A 23,208-nucleotide genomic window follows, 5' to 3' on the forward strand; every position below is an offset into this window, starting at 1 on the left:
CCCGTGGTGGCGGTCGCGTCTGTCGTACCGACGCTGGTTGAGGCAGTGGACTGTGTCGACGGGGCCGAATCTGTCGTGCCCTCAGTGTCTGCCGCACCGACGCTGGTCGATGCAGTGGACTGTGTCGACGAGGCCGACTCGGTGGTGACAGCCGTGGCGGTCACGTCTGCGGTACCTGCGCCGGTCGATCCAGTGGGCTGTGTCGACGAAGCTGACTCGGTCGTGCCCTCGGTGTCTGCCGCACCGACGCTGAGCGACGCAGTGGGCTGTGTCGACGAGGCTGACTCGGATGTACCCGTGGATGCCGCCGCGCCTGCTGCATCGAGGCTGCTCGATGCAGTGGACTGTGTTGTCGGGGTCGAATCGGTCGGGCTCGTGGATGCCGTCACGCCTTCCGCACCGACGCCGGTCGATTCAGTGGGCTGTGTCGACGAGGCCAACTCAGGCGTGGTCGCCGTGGTGGTCGCGTCTGCTGCCTCGAAGCTCGGCGCTGTGGGCAGTGTCGAAGCCGACTCGGTCGTGTCCGCGGTGGTGGTCACGCCTACCGCACCGATGCCGCTCGGCGCTGTGGGCAGGGTCGTCGAAGCCGACGCGGTCGTGCCTGTCGATGCGGTTACGCCTGCAGCATCGATGCTGGTCGATGGAGTGGGCTGTGTCGTCGAAGCCGACTCAGTCGAGCCCGTCGATGCGGTTACGCCTGCAGCATCGATGCTGGTCGATGGAGTGGGCTGTGTTGCCGAAGCCGACTCAGGCGTTCCTGCGGTGGCGGTCACGTCCACTGGACCGATGCTGGTCGATGCAGTGGTCGGCGCTGCCGCGGCCGACTCGGTCGTGCTCGTAGATGCCGTTACTTCCGGTTCATTGAAGAAGTTCGACACAGGCTGTGTCGACGACGCCGATTCGGTCGTTCCCTCAGTGGCAGGCACGCCAGCCGCGCCGACGGTGGTCGATTCAGTGGGCTGTGTCGACGAGGCCGACTCGGTCGTGCCCGTGATGGAGGACACCTCGTCGGCCCTGGTGATGTTCGTGAGGCTGGGCGTCGACGAACTGGATTCTGTCGTGCTGCCCGTGGCCACGGACGTGTTGAGGGGCACTTCCGGGCCACTGGAGACATTCGCGGTGCTGGACTCCACCGAATCGGTGGTCTGGGTCGACGCAGTGGGTTCTGTCGTGCCCGTGGATGCGGATGCTACGGCGAGGGTGACGCCTTTGGTGCCGTGCCCCGAAGAGGTCGTCGGGTCGACTGACTGGAAGGCCCCGTCATCGCTCGTTGGAGCTGTGCCCAACGTGTCCGCAGCATCGGGGCTCGTTGATGCCTCGACGCCGGTAGCCGAAGTCGTCGAAGGCTCCGAACCGGCCGTCACGGCCTCGAAGCGAGACGCATCATTCGCCGTCGAGGCAGGAGTCGATGGCCGCTGCGTCGACTCGGACCGTGCTTCCGAGATGAAGTCTGAATCGGCACTCGTCGCAGGTTCCGCTGTCTCAGCGGGCTCCGCGGTCGGCGATGAAGGCGGGGTGTCCCGCGCGTCGAAGTCGTCGCCGAAGAGCGCCTCAGCCGTGAGAGTCGATCGCGATTCTGGCGAGGCCGTCGTCCCCAGCGGCTCCGCCGTCAGCGGCCGCGCTCCAGGGGGGCCGGAAGCATCGGCGGGCTCGTCGTCATCGGGACCGAACAGGCTCGCGGTGATGTCGAAGTCGAGCCCGGTATCGCCCACGGATGCATCGGGAGGCGGAGCGGTGCTCGCATCCACCTGCGCGTGTGCCGGCTCCGCCTGGTTGTCGGCCGTGCCCGCCGTCGTCGATTCCGAAGTGACGGGCCCTGTCCCAGAACCTTCGTCATGCCGGGCCACGGCCTCATGCTCATGCTCAGGCTCCGCGCGCGATGCTTCAAATCCCGCGGACGGTGACGCGGCTTCCGATTCCGCGTCACGGGGATCCTCGACGTCAGCGGCCCGCGACTCCGCCTCCGAACCGAAATCGCGCGGAGCCTCGTACCCAGGCGCGGGAGGCGCAGCCTCCGCGTCCGACGCCCGCTCACTCAGTTCGGACGGACCAGGCCGGGCCGCCTCGGAGTTCGAGCCCCCGGGACTCACCGGCGGTGCCGCGGGTGCCGGCGTGGGCCGTCCCTTGCGCACCAACCCGGGAACCAGTTGATGCGGCGCGGGCTCGGGCGGCCCCTTCCGCGCGACGACGCGGTCGACGAGCGCCTTGCTCGCCGCGTCCAGCTTCACGAAGCGCACCGTCATGCCGGAGCGCCCCGCGCCCGACTCCACCTGCGCCTTCACCACCACGCCCTCGCCGCGCAACAGCCGGCTCCCATCCGCCAGCACGAACTCGAACGCGAGCCCCGTCCCCTCGGGCTTCAGCGCGCGCGTGGCGATGAACACGCCGCCGCGCGCCACGTTCGAGCCATACTTGTCGATGAACTCCTCCTCCGTGCCGTACGGAAGACGGATGCGCAGCGGAAGCAGCTTGGGAACAAGCCCGCTCATCGCAGGGGGATCCGCACCTCTCCCCCCGTCCCCGGGATGACCAGCTGGAGGTCACCTTCCTTCAGGGCCGGCGGGGGCAGCTCGAACATGAGGATGACGTCCGAGCGCTCCTCGAGCGCCCACGTGCGGCGCAGCGGACGCGTCCCCGCGAGCACCTGCGCATCCCGGGCAATCCCATACGTCGCTTCCCGCGCGCCCACCACCCGCGCCGCATCCCAATCCATCGTCACCGGCGCGGGACCCACGTTCTGCGTCACCAACTGCACCCGGAGGAACAGCTCCTCCGTCGTCATGCTCAGCTTCCCCGAGCCCTTCACCGAGTGCGAGGACTCCAGGCCCGTGAGCTTCACCGCCACCGTGTCCACGTGCACCGTGGCATTCGACTCCGGCAGCTCCAGCCGCCGGGGCGCCGCATCGTCCAACCCCGCGGCGAGCCCCGCGAGCTGCGCGTTCGGGTCTCCCCGAGTCGACTCGGGACCGGGCGTGGGACGGCCGCCCTGGTTCACCCGGTCCACCTCCTGACGCAGCTTCTGCAGCGTGCGCTCGTCCGCCGTGCCCAGGGCCCCGGACGCAGGCTCCTCCTTCGTGCAGCCCCCCGACAGGAGGGCCACGGCCAGGAGCTGCGTCACCGACACCAGGGCCAGGCGGACACGAGGGCTCACGCGGCGCCAGCTCCCTTCACCAGCTCGTACAGCTTGTCGAGCGCGGCGGGCAGCTTCGCCGAGTCCGGGCCGCCGGCCTGCGCCATGTCGGGCTTGCCACCGCCCTTGCCGCCGACCTCCTTGGCCATCTCCCGGACCAGCTCACCCGCGCTGATGCCCTTGGCCACCACGTCCTTCGTCACCGCGACGAGGATGATGGCCCGGCCGTCCTTCTCACCACCGATGGCCACCACGCCCGACTGGATGCGGTCTCGCAGCTGGTCCGCCATGCCGCGGAACACCTTGTCGTCCGCCGGGTCCACGCGCGTGGCCAGCACCTTCATGCCGTTGACGTCGCGCGCCTGCTCCAGCAGGTCCTTGCTGCCCGCCGTCTGCGCCTTGACGGAGACCTCCTCCACCTTGCGCTCGAGCTCCTTCACGCGCTTCTGCGTCGCCTCCACGCGCTTGACGACGTCCTTGGGCGACGTCTTGAGCAGCTCCGCCACCTTGCGCAGCTCATGCTCCTGCTCGCGCACGTGCTGGAACGCGCCCACGCCCGTCAGCGCGATGATGCGCCGCACGCCGGACGCCACGCCGCTCTCGCTCGAAATCTTGAACAGGCCGATGTCGCCGCTGCGCTTGACGTGCGTGCCGCCGCAAAGCTCGGTGGACTCCGGGTGCACGGTGACGACGCGCACCGTCTCGCCGTACTTCTCACCGAACATCGCCACCGCGCCGGACTTCTTCGCGTCCTCCAGCGTCATGACGCGCGTCTGCGCCGCCGCGTTGTCGCGAATCCAGCCGTTGACCAGGTCCTCGACCTTCTCCGACTCCTCGGTCGTCATCGGACCGAAGTGCGAGAAGTCGAAGCGCAGGAAGTCCGCCGCCACGACAGAGCCCGCCTGCTTCACGTGCTCGCCCAGCACCAGCTTGAGCGCCTTGTGCAGCAGGTGCGTCGCGGAGTGGTTCGCGCGGATGGCCTTGCGCCGCTCCACGTCCACCGCCGCCTGCACCATGTCGCCGACCTTGAAGGTGCCCTCGGTGATTTCCACCGTGTGGACGATGAGCCCCTGCACCGGGCGCTGCGCGTCCAGCACCTTGGCCTTCGCCTTGCCGCCGTGGCCCACGATGTCGCCGGTGTCGCCCAGCTGGCCGCCGGACTCGCCGTAGAACGGCGTCCGGTCCAGCACCAGCTCCACCTTGTCGCCCTGGGACGCCTGGACCGCCTCCACGCCGTCGCGAATCAGCGCGCGGATGCTGCCCTCGCCCTCGTGGCCCTCGCCCTCGTAGCCCAGGAACTCCGAGGGCCCGAGCTTCTCGATGAGCTTGAGGTAGACGTCGCCGATGGCCTTGTCCTTGGTGAGCTTGCCGCCCTCGTTGCGCTCGGCCTCCTTCTTCAGCTCCGCGTCGAAGCCGGGGAGGTCCGCGTCGAGCCCGTGCTCCCGCAGGATGATCTGCGTCAAGTCCCACGGGAAGCCGTAGGTGCCGTGCAGCAGGAACACGTCCGCGCCGGACATGAGCTTCTCGCCGGACTGCTTCAGCCGGGCGACGCTCTCGTCGATCATCTTCATGCCGCGGTTGAGCGTGCGGCGGAAGCTCTCCTCCTCGTGCTCGGCGACCTTGAGGATGAAGGGCCGGCTGTCGCGCAGCTCCGGGAACGCGTCACTCATCAGCTCGATGACCCGGTCCACGACCTTGAAGAAGAAGACCTGGTCCAGGCCCAGCAGCGTGCCGTGGCGGATGGCGCGGCGCATGATGCGGCGCAGGACGTAGCCCCGGCCCTCGTTGGAGGGCTGCACGCCGTCGGAGATGAGGAACGCCGCGGTACGGCTGTGGTCCGCGATGACGCGGTGGGAAGCGCCCGTCTCCTGCGAGTACGGCTTGCCGGAGACCTCCACCACCTTCGCGATGATGCTCTGGAACAGGTCGGTGTCGTAGTTGGAGCGCTTGCCCTGCACGACGGAGGCGATGCGCTCCAGGCCCGCGCCCGTGTCGATGGACGGCTTGGGCAGCGGAATCAGCGGCGCGTCCTTCTCCTTGCGCTCGAACTGCATGAACACGAGGTTCCAGATTTCGAGCCACCGGTCGCAGTCGCACGCGACCCCCTGACACTTCTTGCCCGCAGCCTCCTCGACACAGGGGATGTCGTCGCCCTGGTGGAAGTGGATCTCGGAGCAGGGGCCACACGGGCCCGTCTCTCCCATGGACCAGAAGTTGTCCTTCAGGCCGAGCTTGTAGATGCGCTCACGGGCGACGCCCTGCTTCGCCCACAGCTCGAACGCCTCTTCGTCCCAGGGGATGCCGCCCTCGCCGTTGAACACGGTGATGGCCAGCCGCGCGGGGGGAAGGCCGAGCGTCTTCGTCACGAACTCCCAGCCGTACGCAATCGCGTCCGCCTTGAAGTAGTCGCCGAAGGAGAAGTTGCCGAGCATCTCGAAGAACGTGTGGTGGCGCGCCGTGTAGCCCACGTTGTCGAGGTCGTTGTGCTTGCCGCCGGCGCGCACGCACTTCTGCGACGTCGTGGCGCGGCTGTAGTCACGGCGCTCGCGGCCCGTGAAGACATCCTTGAACTGCACCATGCCCGCGTTGGTGAACAGCAGCGTCGGGTCGTTGGCGGGCACCAGCGAGGAGGACGGGACGCGGCGGTGTCCACGCTCCTCGAAGAACTTGAGGAACGCCTCTCGAATCTCGGAGGCGGTCAGGGCGGAAGGCATGGTGTGGGTATATGCCACAAGAGTGGGCCGCGCAGGAGTTCTTGGAGTTTGCATGGAGGGGTGGACGCCCCGACCGACGAGACTCCGACAACCCCCGAGCCGCCTGGATGGCCGGTGGGGGAGGGGACACCGGACAGGGGCCGCCTCCCGGAAGGCCCCGCGTCAGTGCCCGTGTGACATCGTCTGCTTCACCTTCACCACCCGGGCGGGCATGCCCGCCACCACGGCCAGGGGCGGCACGTCCGCCGTCACCAGGGCGCCCGCGCCAATCACCGCGCCGTCCCCCACGGTGACGGGGCCGATGATTTGAGCCCCCACGCCCACGTAGACGTTGCGGCCGATGCGCGGCACGCCGGGCACACCCAGCTGCGGCTCCACGCTGACGTTCTGGGACAGGAAGCTGCCCTCGCCCACCTCCACGCCGGGGGCCACCACCACGCCCACGCCGCCGTAGCCCAGTCCCACCGAGGCATGCAGCCGCGCGTCGATGTCCACGTGGCTGTGCAGGAGTCGGTCGCCCACCGCGGCCACCATGCCCGGCAGCATCGGGACACCCAGCGTGCGAAGCCGCCTCGCGGCCCGGTAGAAGGTCAGCGCCGTCGGACCCATGTCCCACCCCGTCCCGTCCCCCGGCGGCCCGACGACGGCCGGGCCCCAAGGCGCTCCTCGGCCCAGGACGCCATCCCGGAGTGGGAGGCAGCGGGCGTCGGAGGGGGCATCCAGGAGGACGGGCGCGTCGAAGCCATGGCTCCGCGCCAATCTAGGGGGAGCCCGCGTCCCGGCCAGTTGCTCGTTGGCCAGGGGCCCGCGAGCGTCCGCCAGCCAACCTCACCACGCCCCCTTGGACCTCCAAGTGCCACCGGTCCGACACTCGCCCCGGTGGCCAAGGGGGCTCAGGAGGCCTCGCCGTCGCGCAGGCGCTTGAGTGCGTCCTCGACGTACTGCACGCCCTTGGCGGTGATGGCCTTGCCCTTCTTGGTGTCCTGGGCGTACCCGGCGTGCAGCCTCAGGGCCTTGGCCGCGTTGGGGGCCGCGTAGGTGACGCCCAGCTCGCCCCAGAAGCGCGACGTCGTCCCCGACGTCACCTCCATGTCCAGCTCCGCGGCGCGCGCCAGGTAGAGCGGAATCAGTGAGCGCACGAGCTGGTCCTTCAGCTTGCCCGCGGAGGCGAGCTCCTCGTGACGCGGATGCGTCCGCAGCGCCGCCATCAACCGGTCCACCGCCTGTCCCGCGTCCGCGGTGGGCGATGCGGCCGCGGCCGGGCTCTCGCGCTTCTTCGCGCGGGGCTTGCTCCGGGCGGGGCTGCTCTTGCCCGGCTTCGGCGCGGGAGCCTTGGGGGCGCCCTTCGCGCTCTTCGTCACCTTGGCCTTTCGCGCCTTCGCGGCCTTCGTCGGAGGCGCGGGCTCCTCGGCCGCGACCTCGGCGGCGGGGGCTGGTGGCTCCTCGATGATGGGGCGCGGGCGCGGGGTGCGCTCGACGCGCGTGGGCTCGGGGGCGCCGGGGGGCGCGGGGGCGACCGGAGACTCCCTGCGCTCGATGGGGCGGGGCGCGCCATGGCCGTTGTGGGCGGGGGGAGGATTCGGGCGCGCGTAGCCCAGGCGCGTGCGCACCTCCTCCACCACGCCGCTCAATCCCACTTGCTGCAGCAGACCTTCCAACCGGGAAGCGAATGACACCGGGCATGCCCTCCTGGACCGGGCGCACGTTACCCCAGGATGGCCCCAGGTCGGATCCACGACGCCTACGAGGGGAGGGGAGGTGGGTGTGAACGGCCCGCCCTCCAGGCAACTGTTCGTCACCGGGCACACGGCGCTACACTGCGAGTCGCCCTCCCCCGCCATGCGGCTGCCCGCTCTCTCCCTGCTCCTGCTCCTCCTCGCGCCCGGCGCGACCCTCGCCCAGGGGGATACCCGTCTTGCGTTCCTGGGGCGCCAGCTCCAGCAGGGCAAGGACCCTCGCTCCCGCTCCCAGGCGGCGCTCGTGCTGGGCGCCACCGAGGACCCGGAGGCCGTGGCCGTGCTGTGCCCCGGCCTCAAGGACGCAAGCGAGCTGGTGCGCGCCGCCGTCGCCAAGTCGCTGGCGAAGCTCCTGGAGTCCTCCGCGCTGCCCTGCCTGGAGGCCCACAAGGACGAGGCGGACGCGGCGGTGCAGGCGGCGGTGCGCGAGGCGGTGAGCGCGCTGAAGGAGTACCAGGCGCGTCCGGCCCGGCTGTACATCGCCATGGAGGGGATGAAGGACCTGACGCGCTCGCTGCCGCCGGAACTGGTGAAGGCCACCGAGGCACGGCTGCGCTCGCGGCTGGTGCGCCGGGGGGCGGTGCTGGCGCCCGCCAAGGAGACCAAGGCGCAGGCCAAGGGCGCGCTGAAGAAGCTGGGCGTGCGGGGATTTCGCATCACCCCGGAGGTCCACCCCATGGAGGGTGGGGGCCTGCGGGTGGCCATCGTCTGCATGACCTACCCGGACCTGTCCCTGCTGGGGCAGGTGGACGTGAAGGCCGGGGGCGCGCAGCCCGCGGACCTCCTCAAGGCGCTGGTCCCCCGCGCCGTGGAGGACGCCGCCGAAACCTTCGAGTGGAGCAACGACACATGACGACGAGCAGCACGGCGCAGCAGGCGGCCCCCAAGCGGCGCTGGCGCAACTTCCTGCTGGATACGAGCTTCCAGCTCAAGCTGACCGCGTACATCGTCGGCGTGACGCTGGTGCTGTCGGCGCTCTTGGGCGTGTTCCTGGTGCGCTCGGCGCGGGCGCTGATGCAGGAGACGGCGACGGCGGTGGAGGCGCGCTCGAAGGCCGCGGAGGTGAGCCGGGAGCTGTCCAGCGCCACGCTCTCCAACGAGCTGCTCGCGCGCATGGATGACCCGGCATTCGAGGCCGCCTTCCGGGAGAAGGCGCAGACCATCGACGCGGCCTACGAGCAGGAGCGCGCGGCCATCGTCGCGCAGCGCGCGGAGCTCGAGTGGCGCCAGCGCGCCACGTGGTGGGTGCTGGGCGCGTTCCTGTTGGCCTTCATCGCCGTGGTGGCGCTGGGCACCATCGTCGTGACGCACCGGGTGGCGGGCCCGCTGCTGCGCATCCGGCGCATGGTGGGGGAGGTGGCGGAGGGCAAGCTGCGTCCCCCGTCGTATGGCCTGCGCGATGGTGACGAGCTGAAGGATTTGTTCGACGCGACGCGGACGATGATGCAGCGGCTGCGCGAGCAGAGCGAAGAGGACGCGCGGGCCTTGGCGAAGGCGCTGGAGGTCGCGGAGCGGAGCGGGGCGTCGGGTGAGTCGCTCGGCGAGCTGCGCGCGCTGGAGTCCCGCTTCCGAGCGCGCCTGGACGCTTGAGCCGCGCTCAGCGTGGCGGGGCGTCAGGCGAGCTGCGCGCGCTGGAGTCCCGCTTCCGAGCGCGCCTGGACGCTTGAGCCTTGTTCAGCGCGGAGCGGGTGAGTCCACGAGGAGCCCCGTCTGCTTGAGCACGCCGTGGATGCGCAGGCGCGCCTGCGCCCACGGCAGCGCCTCCACGCGGTAGCCCTCCAGGGCGTTCATCAGGTACGCGCGGTAGCTGGGGTGCCCCGGGTCCGCGATGATGACGACGCCCCGGTCCGTGGTGGAGCGGATGAGCCGCCCCACGCCCTGCCGCAGCAGGAGCAGCGCGCGCGGCAGCCGGTACTGGAGGAATCCCTGATACTCGCCCCCCGCGCGGGCCAGCGGCTCCTCGCGCGCGGCGACCAGCGGACGCAGCGCGGGCTCCAGCGGGAGCTTGTCGATGAAGACGCACCCAACGCCGCGCCCGGGGATGTCCACGCCCTGCCAGAAGCTCTTCGTGCCCAAGAGCACCGTGCCCGTGTCGCGCTCCTGCCGCGCCGCCAGGGAGCGGCCGTGGCCTCGGGACTGCCGCAGCACCTCGATGCCCAGCGGCTCCAGCCGGTTGCGAGCCTCCGCGCCCACGCGCTCCATGCGCCGCGTGGACGCGAACAGCCCCAACAGCCGCCCGCCCATCGTCTGCGCGAGGCCGGAGATGCGCGTCGCGGCCCAGTCGACGAAGGGTTCCTCGTGCGCGCGCGGCGCGTCCGTGACGAGCACGACGAGCGCCTGCTCGTGCAGTTGGAAGGGTGAGGGCGCGCGCAACAACCGGGGCGCGGGCTTGTCGCCCCGGCCATCCAGCCCCAGGCGCTTCAACACGAAGGGCGTGCCGCTCCCGTTGCTCGGGCCCAGCGTGGCGGAGGTGAGCACCAGCGCGCGCTTGTTCGCGGCGAAGTCGCGCGACACGTGGAAGGACACGTCCACCGGCTGCGCGCCCACGCTCCAGCGCTGACGCCGGGGCTCGGCCGTGGCCGAGTAGCACCGCCCCGCCGCCGCCTCGCCCGACAGCTCCGTGGCCAGCGTCGACAGCTCTCCCAGCTCCGTCGTCGCGCCGGACAGCTCGCGCTCCAGCGCCGGCATCCGCGCCGCCAGCTCCGGCAGGGCCTCCAGCACGCGCACCGCGAGCAGCGTGTGCAGCGCCTGCAGCGCGCCGCGCACCAGCTCCAGCCCCTCTCGCACCGGCGTCCACGCGGGCAGCGCGCGCACGGCCTCCGTCACGCGCAGCTCCGGGGCATAGGCGCCCTCGTCCGGGTCCTCTCCGGCCGCCGTCGCCGAGGGCTCACACAGCTCCGTCACCCGCGCGCCCAGGTCCCGCGCCTCGTCCATCAGCCGGCGCAGCGCGTCCTCCACCTGACCCATCAGCGCGCGGGACTCCTCGCGCCGGGAGGCGGACAGCGCGCGCCGCAGCTCGGCGAACAGGCCGTGTCGTCCGTCTCGTCCGTGCAGCCGCTCGGTGAGCCGGTGGAAGGCCAGGTCCGACAGCTCCACGGTGAGCGCCGTGGTGGCCACGTCCTCCACCTCGTGCGCCTCGTCGAGAATCAGGTGCTCGAGCTTCGGGTAGCGCGCGGGCCACGCGAAGGCGAGTGACTGGTTGATGACCAGCACGTCCGCCTCGCGCGCCTGGGCCACCGCCGAGTGGTAGAAGCACCGGTGGTGATGCGGGCACCTGTCGCCCAGCGTCGTCGCCGCCTCGGAGCGCACCGCCGGCATCAACCCCATCAGCACCGGGAAGCGCTCGCGGAACCAGTGGCTCAGCCGGTCCAGGTCTCCCTCGACGCTGCGGCGCAGGTACGCGCGCAGGTACGCCCGGGGCGCGCGGGCGTTGTGCCCCATGCCCGGCTCCACGCGCGTGGCCTCCAGCGCGCGGCGGCGGCACAGGTAGTTCGACTGGCCCTTGAGCAGCGCGTAGCCGAACGTGCCCCCCAGCGCGCGGTGCAGGCGGGGCAGGTCCTTCTCCAGCAGCTGGTCCTGCAGCGTCTTGGTGTGCGGCGCCACGCCGACCTTCCGCCCGTTGCGCGCGGCGAAGAGGGCCGCGGGCGTCAGGTACGCGAGCGACTTGCCCGTGCCCGTGCCCGCCTCCACCGCCACCTGCTCCCCGTCCGACAACGCGCGCGCCACCGCCTGCGCCATGTCGAGCTGCGCGGGCCGACTGCGGAAGCCTTCTTCACGCTGCTCCAGCGCTCCGCCCGCGCCCAGAATCGCGGACACCTCGTCGGCCCGCACCGGCACCACCGGCGTCTCGGCCTCGGGCTCCGCGACCGCGGGCATGCCCGCCGCGCGACGCCGCTCCGGACGTCCGCGCAGGAAGCCGCCTTGCGTCTCGAGCGCCAGCGGCATGGGCCTCGCCCGGCAGGCCGCGTTCAGTCGCGACAGCAACTCCAGCAGCGGCCACTCGTCGTAATCGAACGCGCCCTCCTCGAGGACGTCAGCGGAGCCCAGCCGCCGCGCCGCCCGAGGGTCCAGCGTGGCCACGAGGTCCGCGAGGTCCTCGCCGCGCCCGTCGCTGATGCAGCGCTCCATCGTCTGCACGAGCACCGCGTACACCGCCTCGCAGTCGGACACCGCGCGGTGCGGCTGGCGGATGCCCAGCCCCGCCCAGCGCAAGAGCGACTCCAGCGAGTGGCTGGGCAGCTCCGGGTGCAGGTAGTGCATCAGCTCGCACGAATCGAGCACCGGCGCGCGAATGGAGCCCAACAGGTCCGGCAGGAAGCCCTTCTCGAACGAGGCGTTGTGCGCCACCACCGTCCAGCCCGTCAGCCGCGCCTTGAGGTCCTCCAGGTCCACGCCGAAGCGTGGCCGGCCCTCCAGGTCCGCGTCCGTCAGGCCCGTGAGCCGACGAATCGTGAGGGGCAGGGGCTTGGACGCCGAGTACAGCCGCGCGAAGCGGTCCACCTCGCGCCCGTTCTCGAAGAACAGACACCCCAGCTCGATGATTTCGTCGGCACGTGGATCCAACCCCGTGGTCTCGAGGTCCAGGAAGACATGCCGCGTGAAGAGCTCCGCCGCGCCGCCCATGCAGGGCCGGCACACTACTCCTCCCCGGCGCGGTGCCCAGATTTCGGCCTACGTCTTCACTCCACCAGGAAAACGCCGGAAATCATCTTCCCCATGGCGCAGCCGTACACCAGCTTGCCGGACGTCTTGGGCGTGAAGGTGATGTCCACCGGCTGGCCCAGCGGCAGCGCGGTGTTGATGCCGTAGTCGTCCATCACGACTTCCGTCGCGCACGTCTGGTCCGTCTTGCGCGTCACCACCAGCTTCACCGGCTCGTCCTTCTTGAGCTGCACGGGGCTGGGCTCGTAGCCCTTCTCCGTCACCGTCAGCTCCACCACGCGCACGCCGTTCTCCCGCTTCTCCGGGACGGTGGGCGCGGGGGCCGCGGCGGCGGCGGGCGGGGTGTCCTTGGTGCAGCCCTGCTGGGTGGCGCCCACCATGGCGGCCGTCGCGGCCAGCGCGAGCCAGGGCTTGATGATGCGGGAGATGAAGGGGCGCATGGAGTGGGTGCCTCGCTCGGCGAAAGATGGAGGAAGGGGCGGCGCCCCCGCGAAATTCCGCGGCCTTGGCTTCAGGCCTCGGTGGCGGGAGCGCTCGCGGCGACCGGCTCGAAGCGCAGCAGCGCGTGGAGCGGGACGAACACCTCGTGGCCCGTCTCGCCTAACAGCAGGTCGAAGCGGCCCACGTGCATCAGCGGCAACTGGAGTGTGATGCCGTTGCGCAGCACCAGCTTCACCTGCTGGCCCAGGTGGTCCAGGAACGCGCGCGGGTCCGAGTACGGCCGCTTGTCCGGCTGACGGGCCACCGTCGCGGGCTTCTGGGTGAGCTTCGCGTCGCGCTCCAGGCCGGGCAGCAGCCGCTCCCACTCCCCGCGCCGCGCCAGCAGCACCACCTGCAGCTTCTCCAGCCGCCCGGTGCGCTCCAGCGTGAAGGCGATGGGCTCCTCGGCGACCAGCGTGTCCAGGAGCGAGCGCTCCGCCAGCACCACGGAGACCTCCGTCTTGCCGGCGATGAGGCCCGAGAGCAGTTCGGCGACGACGGCGTTGTCCACCTCGCCGCGCGCCTGCTTGATGGCCGCCTTGCGCTGGGTGCGCTCCTTGCGCGCCATGAACTCCGCCACCGTCATGCCGCTCTGGAGCACGCCGAACGCGTCCCCCAGCGACAGCCCCGGCGTCTGGCCCATCAGCTCGTAGACCTGGTCGAAGCGCTTGGCCTCCTCGGCGTGCAGCTTGCGCCAGATGCGGCACTTCATCTTGCCTTCCAGCTCACCCTTGGCGATGCGCGCCGGAACGTGCTCGCGCTGCGCGAGCGCGAGGATCTGCTCGGGCGTGGGCGGGGGCCGGGGCGCCGAGGAGCGGAAGCCCCCGGGACGGCCACCGAAGCCGCCCGGACGTCCACCCGGGCCACCGGGCCCTCCAGGCGAGCGAGGCGCCATCGGCCGGGCGCCCGGCGCCACGCCCGAGGGGCGGGGAGCGCTGGAGGCCACCGGCACCGAAGGACGCGGCGCGGGCGAGGGGGCTGGCGCGGCGGGGCTCGCCGGGGCGGCCGCCGCCGGAGTGGCGGGACGGGGCGTGGGCGCCACGCCCGCGGGACGGGGCGCGACGGGGGCCGCCGGACCCGCCGTGGTGGGGCGGGGCGTGGGGCGCGGCGTGGGCGCAGGGGAGTCCGAGGGGGACGGACTCTGCCCAGCGCTGCCGGGCGTCGAGGCCGGCCGCCGGATGACTTCGACCGCGGGGATGACCCGCCGTGTCTTCCGATCGTTCACAGTCGTACGTTACCTGATGCGAGGAGCCCGGGCATGCCCGGCTTCACGGCTGGAGGGAGGCTGAGAGGTCCACTTTCCACCCAGACGGCTCCCGGACCATCCGGACCTCATGGGTGCTGCCTGACGAGCGCACGAGCACGGTCGCCTCGTCGCCCGCCTCCCGGACCAGGGAGACCTCCGTAACATCCGGAGGAGGGGGGACATTCGCGAAGAACAGGCCCAGGGGCTCGGCCTTCACCGCGCCACCGGAGGCATCGCTCACCGCCTGCGCCCTCTTCTGGAGGGCCGCCTGCGTCGGCTGGGACAACGCGCCCCAGGCCTGACGCAGCTCACCGCGCTTCACCAGCCGGTGGAAGGAGGTATAGGCGTCCTGCGGTGTGCCGAAGCGGGGCTGGTTGCAGCCGCCCATGCCCACCAGGAGCAGGGCCAGCAACCAGGGCGTCGTCGCGGTCAGGCGCATGGGAGTGGGGTTTAGGTCAAACCAGCGCCGGGGGAAAGCCTCTGGTGAGGCAGTGTCACGGAACGTGTTGCTGGACACGGTTTCGCCCCGCTCCCTTGGCCGCGTAGAGCCCCGCGTCCGCCGCGCGCAAGAGCGCCTCCGCCGTCTCCAAATCCGGGGAGGGCACCGTCGCCACGCCCAGTGACGCCGTCAGTCGCACCTGCTGGGGCCTTCCGTCCGCGCCCACGTGCTCCACGCCCAGGGCCGCAATGGCCTCGCGCACGCGCTCGCACACCTTGAGCGCGTCCTGGGGCGCCGTCTCCGGCAGGAGCGCGATGAACTCCTCGCCGCCGTAGCGCGCCAGCATGTCCACCTCGCGCAGCCGCGCGCGCGTCGTCTGGGCCACCGCCTTGAGCACCTGGTCCCCGAAGACGTGGCCGAAGGTGTCGTTGATGCGCTTGAAGTGGTCGATGTCCAGCATCACCAGCGACAGCGGGGACTGGTAGCGCCTGGAGCGCGCGAACTCCTCGCTCAGCCGCTCCTCGAAGCAGCGCCGGTTGTACAGCCCCGTCAGCCCGTCCGTGCGCGACAGCGCGAGCAGCTCCTCGCGCTTCTTGGCCAGCTCCTTGTTGGCCCGGTCCAGCTCCCGGTTCTTCTCCACCAGCGCGTCCTGCAGCGCCTTGAGCCGCAGCATCGACTTCACCCGCGCCGACAGCTCCAGCATGTCGAAGGGCTTCACCAGGTAGTCGTCCGCGCCCAGCTCCAGCCCCTCCACCTTCCCGGCCGCCTGGCGCGCCGTCATCAGAATCACCGGGATGAAGCCGAACCCGTCCTCCCCCGCGTTCGCCTTGATGATGCGGCACACCTCCACGCCGCCCAGCCCCGGCATCTCCACGTCCATCAGGATGAGGTCCGGCCGCGACTCGCGGATGGCCGACAGGGCCTGTGTCCCGTCGTGCGCCTCCTTGAACACGTAGCCCCGCGGCGCCAGCCCCTCGCGCACGTGCGCCACATGCGCCGGGTCGTCGTCGACGATGAGCACCGTCCGCCCACTGAGCTCCCCGCCTGTCCCCGCCCGACGCGCGACCTCCTGCGTCTTCTTCCTCTCGCCGTCCGCCATGCGGTTGCGCCCCCAGTGCAATCATCCCGCGCTGCCAGAATGGCTCTGATTCTCACCCGCCGTCCCCACCGAAGCCAAGGGGGACGGCAAGTGCCCGTCACTTCATGCGCTCAGAGCGGTTTGCGCAGCCGCGCCCGGTACACCGGCTCCCCCGACGACAGGTACCGCCGCTCCCGCGTGGAGGGCACCTCCTCCGGGTCATACGGATGGAAAACGCCGGAACCCAAGGGGTTGTGGAATCCCACGGATTCCAGGATGGAGAGCATGTTGACGGCGCGGTCCTGGACGTCGGTGCGCATGTCGAAGAGGCCGCCGGGGACGAGCTTCGCGAGCAGGAGCTTCGCGAAGTCGGGTTGGACGACGGCGCGCTTGGCGTGGGAGCGCTTCCACCAGGGGTCGGGGAACTGGAGGTGGATGGCGGCCAGGGAGTTGTCCGCGAAGATGCGGGGCACGACGAAGCGGGCGTCGGACTCGACGACGCGCAGGTTCTTCATCTCGGCCTTGGCGGCGCGGTCCTGGGTGTCGCGGGCGTACTTCTTGCGCCACTCGAAGGCGACGAAGCGCACCTGGGGATTTCGGCGGCAGTACTCCAGGGCGTGGCCGCCGGCGCCGGAGCCGATTTCGAGCTCCAGGGGGCCCGCGAAGCCGAACTCGGCGTCCCAGTCGGGAGGGGTGGCCATTTCGACGAGGTGGAGTCCGACGGGGTCTGGCAGCAGGCGAGGGCGGGGCATGTTCCAGGCGCTCCAACCACGGCCAAGCGGGGTCTGGCCAGGGAAAAACACTGGTATAGGGGGGGCATGAAGGTCTTCCACTCGGTGGCGGAGGCGGGCCGGGCGCTCGAGGGCCGGGCGCTGGCTCTGGGCAACTTCGACGGCGTGCACGTGGGCCACCAGGCCCTGTTCGCGGAGGCGCGCAAGCACGCGTCCCCGGCGGCGTTCACCTTCAACCCCCACCCGGGCAAGGTGCTCCAGCCGGACCTGGCGCCCAAGCTCATCACGCTCTTGCCCCGGCGCCTGGAGCTGCTCGCCGCCTGTGGGCTGGAGGCCTCCGTGGTGCAGGCCTTCTCGCGCGACTATGCCCGCACGGGGCCCGGCGACTTCGAGGCCACGCTCTTCGACAGGCTGGGCGTCTCGCACGTGGTGGTGGGCAGCGACTTCACCTATGGCGCCGCGCGCGCGGGCACGGTGGACACGCTGCGCGAGGCCGCGGGCCGCCGGGGCGCCCGGGTGCACGTGGTGACGCCCGTCACGGTGGACGGCGTCGTCGCCTCGTCGTCGCGGGTGCGCGAGTACATCCTGGAGGGCCGGGTGTCCGCGGCGTGCCGCCTGCTCGGCCGCCCGTTCGATCTGGACGGCACCGTGGTGGCGGGGGCGGGTCGCGGGCGCACCATCGGCTTTCCCACGGCCAACGTGGACACGCAGAACGAGCTGCGGCCGGCGCCGGGCGTCTACGCCATCCGGGTGCGCTTCCTCAAGGATGCGGAGGGCGCGTGGCACGGGGGCGCGGCGAACATCGGCATCAAGCCCACCTTCGGCGGCACCGAGGTCACCATCGAGGCGCACCTCCTGGATTTCTCCGGGGACATCTACGGCCGCGAGCTGCGGGTGCAGTTCCTGGAGCGGCTGCGCCCCGAGCAGCGCTTCGGCTCCGTGGCGGAGCTGACGGGGCAGATCAAGCGGGATGTCGAGGCCGCTCGCACGGTGATTGCCAGGACCGGCGCCTGAGCCCCGCATTTTTCCCGTGAGTGTTCAACGGGTTGGCGGATCCGGCGGCCCGAGGGGGCGCCTTGACGGATGTGAGCGGCTCCCCTCTAATTCGCAGTCAGGAACCGTGCCAAAGGTGCTGTGGGGCCCCGAGGCAACGCCCGCGTCTCCCCTGGAGCGAGGTGGGCCCCCGCCCGCTTCGTCCTTCTTTGCCACAAGGAAGAGGCTTCACGAATGTCCGGTCGATTGGGTGAACTGCTGGTCCGCGAGAACCTCATCTCCGTCCAGCAGCTTCGCAAGGCCCAGGAAGAGCAGCAGAAGAGCGGCACGCGCATCGGCACCGCGCTCATCAAGACGGGCGCCATCGAGGAGTCGAAGCTCACCGACTTCCTCTCCAAGCAGTACGGCGTGCCGGCCATCAACCTGAAGGACTTCGACATCGACCCGGACATCATCAAGCTCGTGCCCAAGGAAGTGGCCGAGAAGCACCTGGTGATTCCGGTCAACCGCGCGGGCCCGTCGCTGATCGTGGCCATGTGCGACCCGTCCAACATCTTCGCCGTGGACGACCTGAAGTTCCTCACCGGCTACAACATCGAGACGGTGGTGGCCTCGGAGGTCTCCATCCGCGAGGCCATCGAGCGCTACTACGCGGAGAAGGGCCCCTCGATGGAGGAGATCGTCGGCGACGTCGGCGACGACATCGAGCTGGCGAAGGAGGAGACGGAGAACATCGACGAGATGGCGAAGGCCGCGGATGACGCGCCCGTCGTCAAGCTGGTGAACCTCATCCTGATGGACGCCATCAAGAAGCGCGCGTCCGACATCCACATCGAGCCGTACGAGAAGGACTTCCGGGTCCGCTTCCGCATCGACGGCGTGATGTACGAGGTGATGCGGCCGCCCATGAAGCTTCGCAACGCGATCACCTCGCGTCTGAAGATCATGGCCTCGCTGGACATCTCCGAGCGGCGCCTGCCGCAGGACGGCCGCATCAAGATCAAGATGGGCGGCGGCAAGGAGATGGACTTCCGCGTGAGCGTGTGTCCCACGCTCTTCGGCGAGAAGGTCGTGATGCGTCTGCTCGACAAGAGCAACCTCCAGCTGGACATGACCAAGCTGGGCTTCGACCCGCAGCCGCTCGCGTGGTTCAAGGAGGCCATCGACCGGCCCTACGGCATGGTGCTGGTGACGGGCCCCACGGGCTCGGGCAAGACGACGACGCTGTACTCGGCGCTCTCCAGCCTCAACGACGTGGGCACCAACATCTCCACCGCGGAGGACCCGGTCGAGTTCAACTTCGCCGGCATCAACCAGGTGCAGATGCACGACGACATCGGCCTGAACTTCGCGGCCGCGCTGCGCTCGTTCCTCCGCCAGGACCCGGACATCATCATGATTGGTGAGATCCGCGACTTCGAGACGGCGGAGATCGGCGTGAAGGCGGCCCTCACCGGCCACCTGGTGCTCTCCACGCTGCACACCAACGACGCCCCGGGCACGGTCAGCCGCCTGCTCAACATGGGCATCGAGCCGTTCCTGGTGACCGCCTCGCTCAACCTCATCCTCGCCCAGCGTCTGGCGCGCCGGCTGTGCCCGGCCTGCAAGAAGCCCGCGGACAAGGTGGACGAGCAGGCCCTCATCGACGCCGGCATCCCCCCGGACAAGATGGGCACCTTCACCCTGTACGAGAAGGTCGGCTGCCGCGACTGCAACGACCGTGGCTACCGGGGCCGCGTGGCCATCTACGAGGTCATGCCCTTCTGGGACGGCCTCAAGGAGCTGGTCATCAACGGCGCGTCCGCCTCCGAGCTCAAGCAGGAGGCCATCCGCCTGGGCATGAGCAGCCTGCGCATGAGCGGCCTCAAGAAGGTGATGGACGGCGCGACCACCCTGGAAGAAGTCGTGGGCAACACCGCCCCGGACCGCTTCTAGTCACTTCCTCCCCCAGACTGATTCGAAGGACACCCCCACCGTGGCCAACCTGCACCAGCTCCTCAAGGCGATGGTCGAGAAGGGCGCTTCCGACCTCCACATCACCACCGGCTCCCCGCCCCAGCTGCGTGTGGACGGCGAGCTCGTCCCCTTGAAGACGGCGCCGCTGACGCCCGTGGAGACCAAGCAGCTCTGCTACTCCATCCTCACGGACGCCCAGAAGCACAAGTTCGAGGAGGACAACGAGCTGGACCTGTCCTTCGGCGTGAAGGGGCTGTCGCGCTTCCGCGCCAACATCTTCATGCAGCGCGGCGCGGTGGCCGGCGCGTTCCGCACCATTCCGTTCAAGATTTTGACCTTCCAGGAGCTGGGCCTGCCGCCCATCGTCGCGGAGCTGGTGAAGAAGCCCCGCGGCCTCATCCTGGTGACGGGCCCCACGGGCTCGGGCAAGTCCACCACGCTGGCCTCGATGATCGACAAGATCAACACCGAGCGTCATGAGCACATCATGACCATCGAGGACCCCATCGAGTACCTGCACCCGCACAAGAACTGCCTGGTCAACCAGCGCGAGGTGGGCGCGGACACCCGCAACTTCAAGACGGCCCTCAAGTACATCCTCCGCCAGGACCCGGACGTGGTGCTGGTCGGTGAGCTCCGCGACCTGGAGACCATCGAGGCGGCGCTCACCATCGCGGAGACGGGTCACATCTGCTACGCGACGCTGCACACCAACAGCGCGGTGCAGACCATCAACCGCGTGCTGGACGTGTTCCCGCCGTACCAGCAGCCGCAGGTGCGCGCCCAGCTGTCCTTCGTGCTGGAGGGCGTGATGAGCCAGGCCCTGGTGTCCAAGGCGGGCGCTCCGGGACGCGTGCTGGCGCTGGAGGTCATGGTGCCCAACCCCGCCATCCGGAACCTCATCCGCGAGGACAAGGTCCATCAGATCTACTCGTCCATGCAGGTGGGACAGGCCAAGTACGGCATGCAGACCTTCAACCAGGCCCTGGCGGCGCTGCTGCTCCGACGGGTCATCTCGCAGGACGAGGCCTTCGGGCGCTCCAGCGACCCGGAGGAGCTGCGCAACATCCTGGCCACGGGCGGCGTGGTACCGGGGGCCCAGCGGCCGGCCGGGGGAGCGGCGGGTCGTTAGTTCCTGGTTTTGAGATTCAGCGGTTAGACTCGCGCGCGCGTCCGCGGAGGTCGAGCTCATGGCAGCACAGGCAGTCCAGAAGTCAGCTTCCAAGAAGAACACCGCCCAGTTCCTCTGGGAGGCGAAGACCAAGAGCGGTGAGACCAAGAAGGGTGAGATGGAGGCCTCGGACTCCGAGGCCGTCAACGCCCGTCTGAAGTCCCTGGGTCTCAACCCCGTCAAGGTGCGCAAGAAGAGCGCGCTCGACGGCGACATCACCCTGCCGGGCATGGGCGGTGTGACGGGCAAGGACATCCTCGTCTTCACCCGTCAGTTCGCGACGATGATCGACGCGGGTCTGCCGCTGGTGCAGTGCTTGGACATCCTCGCCAGCCAGATGGACAACCCGGCCTTCAAGAAGGTGCTGCTGGCCATCAAGGGCAAGGTGGAGCAGGGCAGCACCTTCGCCGACGCGCTCAAGGAGCATCCGAAGGTCTTCGACGAGCTCTACGTCCAGCTGTGCGCGGCCGGCGAGGTCGGCGGTATCCTCGACACCATCCTCAACCGGCTCGCGGCCTACCGCGAGAAGAGCGAGAAGCTCAAGCGCAAGGTCAAGGGCGCGATGACCTACCCGGCCATCGTCATCCTGGTGGCCGTCGGCGTGACGGCGCTGCTGCTCCTCAAGGTGACGCCGGTGTTCGCCGCCATGTTCGCGGACTTCGGCTCGGCGCTGCCGGCCCCCACCCAGTTCGTGGTGGACCTGTCCGCGTGGGCGGAGGCGTACTGGTTCCACGTGGTCGCCTCCATCACCGTGGTGGTGGTGTCCTTCTCCTGGAGCTACAAGCAGCCCAAGGGCCGCAAGTTCTGGGACAAGGTGTTCCTGAAGATGCCGCTGTTCGGGCCCGTGCTGCGCAAGGTGGCCGTGGCGCGCTTCACGCGCACCCTGGGCACGATGATCTCCTCCGGCGTGCCCATCCTCGACGCGCTGGACGTGACGGCGAAGACGGCCGGCAACAAGACGGTGGAAGAGGCCATCTACTACGTGCGCGGGAAGATCGCCGAGGGCAAGAACATCGCGGGCCCTCTGCTGGAGACGAAGGTGTTCCCCTCCATGGTGGTGCAGATGATTGGCGTCGGTGAAGCGACGGGCGCCATGGACACCATGCTCAACAAGATCGCCGACTTCTACGACGACGAGGTGGACACCGCCGTCGGCGCGCTGACGGCGATGATCGAACCCCTCCTGATGGTGTTCCTCGGCGGCGTGGTCGGCGGCTTCCTCATCGCCATGTACCTGCCCATCTTCTCCATTGCCGGTGCCATCAAGTAGCTCCGTCGTCTCCAGCGTGCGCGCGGACGAGGCCGAGCGGCTCCGCGTGCGCCTGGTGTGGCTGGTGTTGTTCCGCACGGTGGCGGCGAGCCTGTCGCTCGTCATCACCGTGGGGCGACTGCTGCTCCAACCCCTCGAGGAGCCGAGCCGGGCGGACTCGCTGTCCCTGGCCGTCATCATCGCGGCCTATGTGTCCACGGTGGTGGTGGGCATCCGCCTGCGGCGCGAGAGGGCGGGGCGGCTGGATGCGTGGGTGCAGGTGCTGGGCGACGTGGTCATCGCCACGGGCCTCGTCTTCCTGAGCGGTGGCTCCGACTCGCCGCTCACGTTCCTCTACAGCCTGGCCGTCATCGGCGCCGCGGTGGTGCTGGATTGGCGCGGCGCGCTGTGGGTGGCGGCTGCGGGCGCGGTGTCCTTCTCCTCGCTGGTGGTGGTGCTGCGGCTGACGGACACGGCGCCCTTGGGGCCAGTGTGGTCCAGCCGCGGCTTGTTCGTGCTGGGCAGCAACCTGCTCGCGCTGGGCCTCATCGCGGTGCTGGCGGGCTACCTGTCGCGTCAGCTGTCCGCCACGGGCGGCGCACTGTCGGCGCGCGAGGCCGACCTGCGCCGGTTGGGTGGGCTGCAGCAGCAGATCCTGTCCTCCATGCCGTCGGGGCTCATCACCTGTGACTCGCAGCGCCGCGTCACCTTCGTCAACGCCGCCGCGCGCGCCATCCTCCAGGTGGAGGGAGTCGAGGGCGTGGGCCAGCCGCTGGAGGCGCTCCTGCCGGGGGTGTCGGTGCTGGCGCCTCGCTCGTCGCGAGGCGAGCTGGTGGTGGGCGCGGAGCAGGGCCGCCGTCGCATCCTGGGGTTGTCGGTGACGCCGCTGGAGGGTGAGTCGGGCGCGCTGCTCATCGTGTTCCAGGACCTGACGGAGCTGCGCAGGATGGAGGAGGACCTGGAGCGCTCGGACCGGCTGGCGAGCCTGGGGACGCTCTCCGCGCAGCTGGCGCACGAGCTGCGAAACCCGCTGGCGGCGATGCGGGGCTCGGCGCAGCTGCTCGCGCAGGAGCGCTCGAGCGACGTGGTGGTGCAGAAGCTCACCAACATCCTGGTGCGCGAGTCGGACCGGCTGGGGCGGCTGGTGGAGGACTTCCTGCGCTTCGCGCGGCCTCCGGAGCCGGTGCGGCGGGAGGTGCCCCTGGACTCGCTCCTGACGGAGACGGTGGACATGCTGCGCGCGGACCCGCTGGCCCGGGACGTGCGGGTGGAGGTGTCCGCGCGCGAGCCGCTGATGGCCGCGGTGGACCCGGACCAGCTGCGTCAGGTGCTCATCAACCTGGTGCGCAACGGCTTCCAGGCCGCGGGGCCCAGGGGTGAGGTGAAGGTGGGATTGGCCAGGAGTGAGAAGGAAGCGCAGATTCGGGTGTGGGACTCGGCGGGGAGCATCACGGAGGAGATGATGGGACACCTGTTCGAGCCCTTCTTCACCACGCGGGACGGGGGCACGGGGCTGGGGCTGTCGACCGCGCATTCCATCGTCCGCGCGCATGGGGGCTCCATCCGCGTGCGCTCGGACCCGGCCGAGGGAACGGAGTTCGTCGTGGGGTTGCCGCTGTGACG

At 70.2% G+C, this 23,208-nt stretch carries 17 protein-coding genes and 2 pseudogenes; 8 read left to right on the forward strand and 11 right to left on the reverse strand.

What is annotated here, in order from left to right:
* Positions 1-84: 84 nt before the first annotated feature.
* Positions 85-2,151, forward strand: coding sequence for a hypothetical protein (locus K8640_RS17765; protein ID WP_223748295.1), 2,067 nt, complete (start codon positions 85-87; stop codon positions 2,149-2,151).
* A gap of 41 nt (positions 2,152-2,192) precedes the next feature.
* Here K8640_RS17765 and K8640_RS17770 read toward each other — a convergent pair.
* The 5 genes and pseudogenes from K8640_RS17770 to K8640_RS17790 all read right to left on the reverse strand — a co-directional run.
* Positions 2,193-2,489, reverse strand: a pseudogene (locus K8640_RS17770) (TIGR02266 family protein); the annotation flags it as partial.
* Positions 2,486-3,151, reverse strand: a complete 666-nt coding sequence (locus K8640_RS17775; RefSeq protein WP_223748106.1) for a hypothetical protein — start codon at positions 3,149-3,151, stop codon at positions 2,486-2,488. The gene K8640_RS17775 and the pseudogene K8640_RS17770, both read right to left, overlap by 4 nt.
* The gene (alaS, locus tag K8640_RS17780; protein WP_223748107.1) at positions 3,148-5,844 is read right to left on the reverse strand and encodes an alanine--tRNA ligase; all 2,697 of its coding nucleotides are present in this window, start codon (positions 5,842-5,844) and stop codon (positions 3,148-3,150) included. Before alaS ends, K8640_RS17775 begins: the two co-directional genes overlap by 4 nt.
* A 192-nt stretch (positions 5,845-6,036) precedes the next feature.
* Positions 6,037-6,453: pseudogene (locus K8640_RS17785) on the reverse strand (DapH/DapD/GlmU-related protein); the annotation flags it as partial.
* A gap of 284 nt (positions 6,454-6,737) precedes the next feature.
* Entirely contained in the window at positions 6,738-7,520 is a 783-nt protein-coding gene (locus K8640_RS17790) for a hypothetical protein (RefSeq protein WP_223748109.1), read from the reverse strand.
* Between the two features lie 163 nt (positions 7,521-7,683).
* Here K8640_RS17790 and K8640_RS17795 point away from each other — a divergent pair, with 163 nt between their 5' ends.
* A complete protein-coding gene (locus K8640_RS17795) occupies positions 7,684-8,433 on the forward strand; it encodes a HEAT repeat domain-containing protein (protein ID WP_074950705.1) in 750 nt (249 codons plus the stop codon).
* Positions 8,430-9,170, forward strand: a complete 741-nt coding sequence (locus tag K8640_RS17800) for a signal protein (RefSeq protein ID WP_223748110.1) — start codon at positions 8,430-8,432, stop codon at positions 9,168-9,170. Before K8640_RS17795 ends, K8640_RS17800 begins: the two co-directional genes overlap by 4 nt.
* Before the next feature lie 84 nt (positions 9,171-9,254).
* Here the strand turns inward: K8640_RS17800 and K8640_RS17805 are convergent, their stop codons facing one another.
* From K8640_RS17805 to K8640_RS17830, 6 genes are all read right to left on the reverse strand, one after another.
* Positions 9,255-12,203, reverse strand: coding sequence for a helicase C-terminal domain-containing protein (locus K8640_RS17805; protein ID WP_223748111.1), 2,949 nt, complete (start codon positions 12,201-12,203; stop codon positions 9,255-9,257).
* Between the two features lie 56 nt (positions 12,204-12,259).
* Positions 12,260-12,682 carry a cupredoxin domain-containing protein gene (locus K8640_RS17810; protein ID WP_223748112.1) on the reverse strand — a complete coding sequence of 141 codons (423 nt, stop codon included), beginning with the start codon at positions 12,680-12,682 and terminating at the stop codon, positions 12,260-12,262.
* A 71-nt stretch (positions 12,683-12,753) separates the two neighbouring features.
* The gene (locus tag K8640_RS17815; protein ID WP_223748113.1) at positions 12,754-13,617 is read right to left on the reverse strand and encodes a hypothetical protein; all 864 of its coding nucleotides are present in this window, start codon (positions 13,615-13,617) and stop codon (positions 12,754-12,756) included.
* A gap of 373 nt (positions 13,618-13,990) precedes the next feature.
* Positions 13,991-14,407 (reverse strand): hypothetical protein, encoded by a 417-nt coding sequence (locus K8640_RS17820; protein ID WP_223748114.1) that lies wholly within the window; start codon positions 14,405-14,407, stop codon positions 13,991-13,993.
* Positions 14,408-14,462: 55 nt separating this feature from the next.
* Entirely contained in the window at positions 14,463-15,506 is a 1,044-nt protein-coding gene (locus tag K8640_RS17825; protein WP_223748115.1) for a diguanylate cyclase, read from the reverse strand.
* Between the two features lie 110 nt (positions 15,507-15,616).
* Positions 15,617-16,237: a tRNA (guanosine(46)-N(7))-methyltransferase TrmB gene (locus K8640_RS17830; RefSeq protein ID WP_223748116.1), complete on the reverse strand. Its 621-nt coding sequence runs from the start codon at positions 16,235-16,237 to the stop codon at positions 15,617-15,619.
* 66 nt (positions 16,238-16,303) lie between these two features.
* Here K8640_RS17830 and K8640_RS17835 point away from each other — a divergent pair, with 66 nt between their 5' ends.
* From K8640_RS17835 to K8640_RS17855, 5 genes are all read left to right on the forward strand, one after another.
* Positions 16,304-17,230 (forward strand): bifunctional riboflavin kinase/FAD synthetase, encoded by a 927-nt coding sequence (locus tag K8640_RS17835; RefSeq protein WP_223748117.1) that lies wholly within the window; start codon positions 16,304-16,306, stop codon positions 17,228-17,230.
* 213 nt (positions 17,231-17,443) lie between these two features.
* Complete coding sequence (gene pilB / locus K8640_RS17840; RefSeq protein ID WP_141329363.1) at positions 17,444-19,144, forward strand: type IV-A pilus assembly ATPase PilB; 1,701 nt, start codon at positions 17,444-17,446, stop codon at positions 19,142-19,144.
* Positions 19,145-19,184: 40 nt separating this feature from the next.
* Complete coding sequence (locus tag K8640_RS17845; protein WP_141329361.1) at positions 19,185-20,297, forward strand: type IV pilus twitching motility protein PilT; 1,113 nt, start codon at positions 19,185-19,187, stop codon at positions 20,295-20,297.
* Between the two features lie 58 nt (positions 20,298-20,355).
* A complete protein-coding gene (locus K8640_RS17850; RefSeq protein ID WP_223748118.1) occupies positions 20,356-21,606 on the forward strand; it encodes a type II secretion system F family protein in 1,251 nt (416 codons plus the stop codon).
* 46 nt (positions 21,607-21,652) lie between these two features.
* Positions 21,653-23,206, forward strand: coding sequence for a nitrogen regulation protein NR(II) (locus K8640_RS17855; RefSeq protein WP_370640360.1), 1,554 nt, complete (start codon positions 21,653-21,655; stop codon positions 23,204-23,206).
* Positions 23,207-23,208: the final 2 nt, after the last annotated feature.

This window comes from Myxococcus sp. XM-1-1-1, assembly GCF_020037095.1.
Taxonomy (GTDB): Bacteria; Myxococcota; Myxococcia; order Myxococcales; family Myxococcaceae; genus Myxococcus; species Myxococcus fulvus.

Excerpts from the sequence above, each read along its gene's own strand:
- alaS (WP_223748107.1), bottom strand. The coding sequence starts at position 5,844 with ATGCCTTCCGCCCTGACCGCCTCCGAGATTCGAGAGGCGTTCCTCAAG.
- pilB (WP_141329363.1), top strand. The coding sequence starts at position 17,444 with ATGTCCGGTCGATTGGGTGAACTGCTGGTCCGCGAGAACCTCATCTCC.
- K8640_RS17810 (WP_223748112.1), bottom strand. The coding sequence starts at position 12,682 with ATGCGCCCCTTCATCTCCCGCATCATCAAGCCCTGGCTCGCGCTGGCC.
- K8640_RS17835 (WP_223748117.1), top strand. The coding sequence starts at position 16,304 with ATGAAGGTCTTCCACTCGGTGGCGGAGGCGGGCCGGGCGCTCGAGGGC.
- K8640_RS17805 (WP_223748111.1), bottom strand. The coding sequence starts at position 12,203 with ATGGGCGGCGCGGCGGAGCTCTTCACGCGGCATGTCTTCCTGGACCTC.
- K8640_RS17800 (WP_223748110.1), top strand. The coding sequence starts at position 8,430 with ATGACGACGAGCAGCACGGCGCAGCAGGCGGCCCCCAAGCGGCGCTGG.
- K8640_RS17820 (WP_223748114.1), bottom strand. The coding sequence starts at position 14,407 with ATGCGCCTGACCGCGACGACGCCCTGGTTGCTGGCCCTGCTCCTGGTG.
- K8640_RS17795 (WP_074950705.1), top strand. The coding sequence starts at position 7,684 with ATGCGGCTGCCCGCTCTCTCCCTGCTCCTGCTCCTCCTCGCGCCCGGC.
- K8640_RS17815 (WP_223748113.1), bottom strand. The coding sequence starts at position 13,617 with ATGGCGCCTCGCTCGCCTGGAGGGCCCGGTGGCCCGGGTGGACGTCCG.
- K8640_RS17850 (WP_223748118.1), top strand. The coding sequence starts at position 20,356 with ATGGCAGCACAGGCAGTCCAGAAGTCAGCTTCCAAGAAGAACACCGCC.
- K8640_RS17825 (WP_223748115.1), bottom strand. The coding sequence starts at position 15,506 with ATGGCGGACGGCGAGAGGAAGAAGACGCAGGAGGTCGCGCGTCGGGCG.
- K8640_RS17830 (WP_223748116.1), bottom strand. The coding sequence starts at position 16,237 with ATGCCCCGCCCTCGCCTGCTGCCAGACCCCGTCGGACTCCACCTCGTC.